The organism is Kitasatospora sp. NPDC007106 (assembly GCF_040634455.1).
GTDB classification, from domain to species: domain Bacteria; phylum Actinomycetota; class Actinomycetes; order Streptomycetales; family Streptomycetaceae; genus Kitasatospora; species Kitasatospora arboriphila.
Window position 1 is genome coordinate 1 of sequence record NZ_JBEYFP010000322.1, and the last position, 6,629, is coordinate 6,629.

The window sequence follows — 6,629 nt, forward strand, 5'->3', positions numbered from 1 at the left end:
GGCGACGACCTCGGCGACGCCGGCCTCGTCGGTGCGCTGCCCGTCGAGCAGGTCGGCCTCGGTGGTCCAGCCGGCCCGGCTGGCCTCCCCGCGGTAGGCGGACTCGACCAGGGCGACGACGGCGGGTACGTCGGCCGGTCCGGCGGCGCGGAAGGCGGGTTCGGGCTGCACGGGCTGCTCCGGGGTCGGCGGCGGGCTGGTCCCTGCCATCGTGCCATGCGGGGGTGTGCGCACGGAAAGGGCGTCGGGGTGCGCGGGTGGTGCCCCGACGGCGGGTGGGCGCGCGCGGCCGGGGGCGCGGTCGCTCCCGAGCACATCCCGATGGTGCATCAACGCAGCGCCCGAGGTCAGGCCTCGGTGATCGGGGGCTACGGGGAGGCGGGGAGGGGCTGCAGCGGGACGGTGGCGCGCTCGGTGAGGGACTGTTCGGCTGCGGCGAGGATCTCGACCACGCGCAGGCCGAAGGCTGCGTCGCAGGGGTGCGGCGTGCCGCTCCGCGCGGCGGCGAGCAGTCCGTCGACGGCGTGGCCGAAGGCCTCCACGGGCGGGACGCCCGCCTCGGGGAGGCGGTGCACGCCGGCCTCGCCGCGCAGTTCGAGCGCCACGCCGGCGGCCTGCGGGGGTGCGGTGAGGCTGACCGTCGTGCTGCTGGACGCGCCGCCGGCGTGCCCGATCACCAGGTGCACGGTGTCGGCGGGCCCGGCGGCCGCGGTCACGGTGGCGGCGTCGCCGAGGACGGGCAGCAGCAGTGACAGGGCGTGCGGGCCGATGTCCCACAGGGCGCCCTTCTCGCGCCGCCAGGGTGAGGCGGCGTAGGGGCTGTCGGTGGTGAAGACGGCGCCGAGCCAGTCGCAGCGGGCGGTGAACCAGCCGTCCCGGGCGGCCTGCTCGGCGAGCCACCCGACGCGTTCGCCGCCGAACCGGAGCGTGAAGAAGACGACCGAGGCGAGCCGGCCGGCGGCGACGGTGTCGGCGATCCGTCGGGCCTGCGGCACGGTGAGCGCGACGGGCTTGTCCAGCAGCAGGTGCCGGCCGGCCTCGGCGGCGCGCAGCGCCAGCTCGGCCTGGGCCTGCGGGGCGAGCGCGACGGCGATCGCGTCGACGTCGGCGATCAGCTTGTCGGCGTCCTCGTAGGCCGGGACGCCGTGCTCGGCGGCGATCTCGGCGGCGGCCTCGGGCCGGCGGCCCCACACGCCGGCGAACTCGACGCCGGGGTGGCCGGCCAGTGCGGGTGCGTGCACGCCGCGCGCCCAGGGGCCGGTGCCGAGCAGTCCTATCCGCATGGTGTTCCCTGTGCTTTCTCGGTGTGTGGGTCGCTCGCCGGGCCGGGGCGGTCAGGCCCGGACGCGGATCAGGGTGAAGCCGTCGTAGCCCTTGGAGCCGACGGTCTGGATCGAGGTGGCGGAGACCCGCGGCTCGGCGGCGATCGCGTCGTGGAGGCGGCGGACGCCGAGCACGGCGGGGTCGGTGGAGTCGGCCTCGGCGACCTTGCCGCCTCGGACGGTGTTGTCGACGACGATCAGCGAGCCGGGCCGGGTGAGGCGCAGCGCCCAGGCGAAGTAGACCGGGTTGCCGGGCTTGTCGGCGTCGATGAAGACCAGGTCGAAGGGGTCGGTGCCCTCGTCGGCGAGCTGCTGCAGGGTGTCCGCGGCGGGGCCGAGGCGGACCTCGGCGACCTCCGCGAACCCGGCGTTCGCGAGGTTGTCGCGGGCGACCTCGGCGTGCACCGGGTCGATCTCCAGGGTGACGAGCCGGCCGCCGGCGGGCAGGGCGCGGGCCATCCAGATGGCACTGTATCCGCCGAGGGTGCCGACCTCCAGGATGCGGCGGGCGCCGAGCGTCTCGGCGAGCAGCTGGAGCTGCTTGCCCTGGGGTGCGGAGACGGCGATCCGGGGCAGTCCGGCCTTGTCGGCGGCCTGCTGGGCCGCGTCCAGCACCGGGTCGTCGCCGATCAGGACGTCGGTGAAGTAGTCGTCGACCGCTGTCCACTGCTGCTGGCTCACGCCGTCTCCCGGTCCGTCGTCGGTGTACGCGTGCCGAGCCTAGCCGACGGAGCTGACGGTCAGTCGGCGGCGGGCTCGGCCGCGGCGGCGGTCACCGGGGCCGGGTTCCCGGCGGCCAGGGCGGCGGGTGCGGGCGTGCCGGTGGCGCCCTCGGGGAGGCTCTTGCCGCCGGACTGCTCGGGGTGTTCGGCCCGGGCCTTGGCGGCCCTGCGCTTGACCAGCCAGGCGGAGCCGGCGCCGGCGAGGGCGGCCACCACGAGGCCGGCCCAGGAGAAGCTCTTCAGCCAGTGCTCGGCGACCTTGCCGACCTGGTAGATCAGCAGGGTGGTGCCGCCGGCCCAGGCGATGCCGCCGAGCACGTTGGCGATCAGGAACTTCCAGTACGGCATCCGCAGGGCGCCCGCGAGCGGGCCGGCGAAGATCCGCAGCAGGGCGATGAACCGGCCGAAGAAGACCGCCCACATGCCCCACTTCTGGAAGGAGCGTTCGGCGGTGGCGAGGTGGTCGGGCCCGAAGTGCTTGGGGAAGCGCCGGCCGAGCTTCTCGAACAGCGGTTTGCCGCCGCGGCGGCCGATGGAGTACCCGATGGAGTCGCCGATCACCGCGCCGGCGATCGCGCAGGCCGCCACCCACCAGGGGCTGACCACGCCGCGGGCCGACAGCAGCGAGGCCGAGACGAGCGCGATCTCGCCGGGCAGCGGGATGCCCAGGCTCTCCAGGCCGATGATCAGGGCGACGAGGGCGTACACCGAGGTCGGCGGGACGCTCTCGATCCACTGGTCGATGTGCAAGGCGGGTACCTCCGTGGCGGGACGAGACCGCGTCTCGGCCGGACTGGCTGGGCCGCGGGCGCGCCCGGCGCCCTCAGGGCAGGGTAACGGGTTGACCCGGCCTTTACCTTATACGCCGATCATCGGACGGCAGTTCCCGCGGCCCCGCCACGGCCGGCCCGCGCGGAGAAGCGCAGTGCCACCACCGACGGCCTGAACGCGCCCAGGACGGGCAGCCGGGCCGCGTAGGGCAGCAGTGCGCCGACCGGGCCGCGGCCGCCGGTCGGCAGCACGTCGCGGATCTCGGCGACCGCGGGGTGTGCGGTGGCGAGCTTCCACTGCTCGTCGGCGTCCATGCCCCAGGGCATCGGCGGGGCGGTGTAGCCGCGGTCGTGGAGCTTGCCCTGCGAGGCGGCGCGGCTGAACCAGCGGGGTACGGCGTCGAAGACGAAGGTGCCGTCGGGGAAGCGTTCGGCGCAGCGGGCGATGAGGTCGCGGACCTCGGTGGGCCGCAGGTACATCAGGAGGCCCTGGGCGGTGATGAGCACGCCGTGGGTGGGGTCGACCTCGTCGGTCCAGGCCGGGTCGGTGGCGGAGCAGGCGAGCAGCCGCTGCCGGGGTGCGGGGGGCAGCAGGCGTTCGCGCAGGGCGACGGCCTCGGGCAGGTCGACGGAGAGCCACTGGGCGCGGCCGTTGTCGACCCGCCAGTACTGGGTCTCCAGGCCCTCGCCGAGGCAGACGACGGTGCCGCGGGGGCAGCGGACGAGGAAGTCGGCGACCTCGCGGTCGAAGGCGCGGACCCGCAGGGCCTGGATCTGGCCGATGACGCCGCCGTCGGGGCCGAAGCGCTCCTCGAAGGGGTAGTCGATCCGTTCGACGAGTTCGACGGCCCGCGGGTCGGGCAGCACGGTGTCCCACCGGCGGGCCTCGACGGCCCGGTGGTAGAGCGTCCACAGGGCGGTCTCGGGGACCGCGCCCAGGGCGGCGCCGATCTTCTGCGGCTGCTGGCCCGTCATCGTGCGGCTCCCTCCGGCGGTCCGGCGGCGGTCGCCGGGCCCGGCTTGGCATTCTGCCCCGCCCGGTGGTCCGTCCGGCGCTGAACGCGCCGTGGGCGGGCGGCGGGGTCGGGGCGGCGGCCGGTGGTCAGCCGACGCTGAAGGCGCCGTCGGGGGGTGGCGGGGAGTCGACGGCGTGGGTGTCGTGGACGGGGCGGGCGGTGCCGGTGAGGGCGTCCAGGTCGGGGCCGTCGGCGAGCCGGGCGGGGAAGGGGTCGCCGGCGAGGCGCCGGGCGAGTTCGGCGGTGGGCAGCGGGGCGGTGGAGCCGATCAGCAGGACGTTGCCGTAACGGCGGCCGCGGAGCACGGCGGGTCCGGCGGCGAGGCAGGTGTGCGGGAAGACGGCGCGCAGGGTCGCGGCCTGGGCGGCGGCGAAGGCGAGCGGCGGGCCGTCGGCGAGGTTGGCGGCGTAGCAGCCGCCGGGGCGCAGGGCCGCGGCGGCGAGGGCGACGAACTCGACGGAGGTGAGGTGGGCGGGGGTGCGGGAGCCGTGGAAGACGTCGGCGACGACGAGGTCGGCGGCGCCGGGCGGGGCGGCGGCGAGGGCGGTGCGGGCGTCGCCGACGGTCACCCGGATGCCGTCCGGCCAGGGCAGGCGGTCGGCGACGAGGTCGACGAGCGGGCCGTCGGCCTCGACGACGTGCTGCCGGGAGCCGGGGCGGGTGGCGGCGAGGTAGCGGGGCAGGGTGAGCGCGCCGCCGCCGAGGTGGAGGGCGTCGAGCGGCTGCCCGGCGGGGGCGATCGTGTCGGCGAGGTGGCCGATCCGCCGGGTGTACTCGAATTCGAGGTGGGTGGGGTCGGCGAGGTCGACGTAGGACTGCGGGGTGCCGTCGAGGGTGAGCAGCCAGGCCTGCGGCCGGTCGATGTCGGGCAGGAGCCGGGCGGTGCCGAGGGCGGTCTCCCGGTGGACGGGGAGCGGTTCGTCCTCGGGCTGGCCCGGCTGCTCGTGGTGGGTCATGCGGCGGCGACCGGCGCGGGCAGGTAGGCGGCGAGCCAGCGGTCGAGTTCGGTGAAGACCTGGTCGCGGGCCTGCTCGCCGGAGAGGACGAGGTCGTGCACGCCGCCCTCGATCCGCAGGACGGTGACGTTGCGGCCGAGGCGGGGGCCGAGCGCGGCGATGTCGTCGGCGCGCAGCACGCCGTCGGTGGTGCGCAGGGCGTCGTCCCAGCGGTTGGTGACGGTGGAGGCGGTGGAGGCCATCAGCAGGACGGGGCAGTCGACGGCGAGGCCGCGGCGGACGGCGCGGTGGCCGCGCTGGATGGCGGCGAGCCAGCCGGCGTAGAGCGGGAAACCCTCGGCGGGCTTGAGGGAGAGGTCGAACTCCCAGCTGCCCTTGTGGGCGCGGTGCAGGCTGTGCACGTAGTGCGGGTTGAGCGGGGCGGGCAGCTTGCGCAGGCCGGCGACCCGGCCGAGGGCCTCGACGGCGGGGGCGCCGAGGGTGCGGACGGCGGCCGCGGCGGGCATGGAGAGGAACGGGCTGTTGAGGAAGAGCGCGTCGACCAGGCCGCGGCCGGCGCGGCGGTCGGCCCAGAGCGCGGTGACCAGGCCGCCGGTGGAGTGGCCGTTGACGAGCAGCTGGGTGTGGCCGTCGACCTCGCGGATCACGCGCACCGCCTCGTCGAGCTCCTCGTCGTAGGCGCCGAGGTCGCGGACGAAGTTGGGCGACTGGTGGGGGCGCAGCGACCGGCCGTACTTGCGCAGGTCGAGGGCGTAGAAGGAGTAGCCGGCCGCGGTGTAGTGGTCGGCGAGGTGGGTCTGGAAGAAGTAGTCGACGTAGCCGTGCACGTAGAGCACGGCGCGCGTCGACCCGGGCACCAGGCGGCGCACCAGGGTCGCGCTGACGGCGCCCTCCTCGTCGTCGGCGAGCGGCAGCTCGACGGCCTCGTACGGCTCGCCCAGGATGTCCGTCCGGAAGTCCATGCCGCTTCCCCGTTCCCCTCGTGGTCGGTCTCCGAGCCCGACCATACCGCCCGGTAGCCCCCGGTGGGCGGGCAGCCCGTCGGACGGGCCGCGCACCGCCCCTGATCAGGGCGTACACCGAGCAGCCGGGCGTGGCACGGAGCGGCCCGCGGGGTGCCGCCGGGCTTTTGTGGGCGGGGTGCCCCTTTCGCTAGCCTCCGGGGGCATGCCGATCTTTGGACGACGCCGAAGTACCGCACCGCGCTTGGCTCCTGAGCTCGACGACGCCGAACTCGGCCGGGTCCGGCGGCAGCTGTCCGGGCCGCAGTTGCAGGGCCAGCTGGACCTGTCGGCGGGGTTGGTGGAGCAGGTGCTGCGGGACGCCGGCCGGGACTGGGACCGCCGTACGCACCGGCTGGCGGTGCTGGCCCAGGTGGCGTCCCCGGCGCTGGCGCGGGTGTGGCGGCGGCAGCGGCCGCAGGAGGCGGACGCGCTGGTGCTGCACGCCTGGGTGGACGTGGCGCAGGCCCGGCTGGCGGGGGCGCTGGAGGATCCGCAGGGCACGGTGGACCGGTGCCGCCGGGCGGCCGAGATGCGCCCGGACGACCCGGCGCCGTGGGTGGCGCTGCTGGCGGTGCACCGGTTGCTGCGGCGTCCGGAGCAGGAGATGTACCCGCTGTGCCGGGAGATCGGTGCGCGGGACGCCTGGAACCGGGTCGCGCACCTGGAGATGCTGCGCTACCTGTCGCCGGAGGAGTGCGGTTCGCACGGGCAGGTGCTGGACTTCGTGGCGGCGGTGCGGGACGCGGCCCCGCCGGGGTCGCCGGTGGCCGGGCTGGAGCTGGCGATGCTGACGGACCGTTACCGGGCGGCGCTGGCGGCCGGCGGGGTGACCTCGCTGG

At 76.0% G+C, this 6,629-nt stretch carries 7 protein-coding genes and 1 pseudogene; 1 reads left to right on the forward strand and 7 read right to left on the reverse strand.

What is annotated here, in order from left to right:
* From ABZ641_RS22125 to ABZ641_RS22155, 7 genes and pseudogenes are all read right to left on the reverse strand, one after another.
* Positions 1–210 (reverse strand): annotated as a pseudogene (locus ABZ641_RS22125) (GNAT family N-acetyltransferase); the annotation flags it as partial.
* A 158-nt stretch (positions 211–368) separates the two neighbouring features.
* Positions 369–1,283: a Gfo/Idh/MocA family oxidoreductase gene (locus tag ABZ641_RS22130; RefSeq protein ID WP_359984185.1), complete on the reverse strand. Its 915-nt coding sequence runs from the start codon at positions 1,281–1,283 to the stop codon at positions 369–371.
* Between the two features lie 51 nt (positions 1,284–1,334).
* A complete protein-coding gene (locus tag ABZ641_RS22135; protein ID WP_344627517.1) occupies positions 1,335–2,003 on the reverse strand; it encodes an O-methyltransferase in 669 nt (222 codons plus the stop codon).
* A gap of 59 nt (positions 2,004–2,062) precedes the next feature.
* Positions 2,063–2,794 carry a DedA family protein gene (locus tag ABZ641_RS22140; protein ID WP_359984188.1) on the reverse strand — a complete coding sequence of 244 codons (732 nt, stop codon included), beginning with the start codon at positions 2,792–2,794 and terminating at the stop codon, positions 2,063–2,065.
* A 119-nt stretch (positions 2,795–2,913) separates the two neighbouring features.
* Entirely contained in the window at positions 2,914–3,789 is an 876-nt protein-coding gene (locus ABZ641_RS22145; RefSeq protein ID WP_344627519.1) for a class I SAM-dependent methyltransferase, read from the reverse strand.
* Between the two features lie 127 nt (positions 3,790–3,916).
* Complete coding sequence (locus ABZ641_RS22150) at positions 3,917–4,786, reverse strand: fused MFS/spermidine synthase (protein WP_359984191.1); 870 nt, start codon at positions 4,784–4,786, stop codon at positions 3,917–3,919.
* Positions 4,783–5,748, reverse strand: coding sequence for an alpha/beta hydrolase (locus tag ABZ641_RS22155; protein WP_344627521.1), 966 nt, complete (start codon positions 5,746–5,748; stop codon positions 4,783–4,785). The genes ABZ641_RS22150 and ABZ641_RS22155 overlap by 4 nt, the downstream gene beginning before the upstream one ends.
* 244 nt (positions 5,749–5,992) lie before the next feature.
* Here ABZ641_RS22155 and ABZ641_RS22160 point away from each other — a divergent pair.
* A partial coding sequence (locus ABZ641_RS22160) for a hypothetical protein (RefSeq protein WP_359984195.1) occupies positions 5,993–6,629 on the forward strand: 637 nt, incomplete at its 3' end.

Bases quoted from the DNA above. Each gene is read 5' to 3' on its own strand.
- ABZ641_RS22150 (WP_359984191.1), bottom strand. From the start codon at position 4,786: ATGACCCACCACGAGCAGCCGGGCCAGCCCGAGGACGAACCGCTCCCC.
- ABZ641_RS22145 (WP_344627519.1), bottom strand. From the start codon at position 3,789: ATGACGGGCCAGCAGCCGCAGAAGATCGGCGCCGCCCTGGGCGCGGTC.
- ABZ641_RS22130 (WP_359984185.1), bottom strand. From the start codon at position 1,283: ATGCGGATAGGACTGCTCGGCACCGGCCCCTGGGCGCGCGGCGTGCAC.
- ABZ641_RS22155 (WP_344627521.1), bottom strand. From the start codon at position 5,748: ATGGACTTCCGGACGGACATCCTGGGCGAGCCGTACGAGGCCGTCGAG.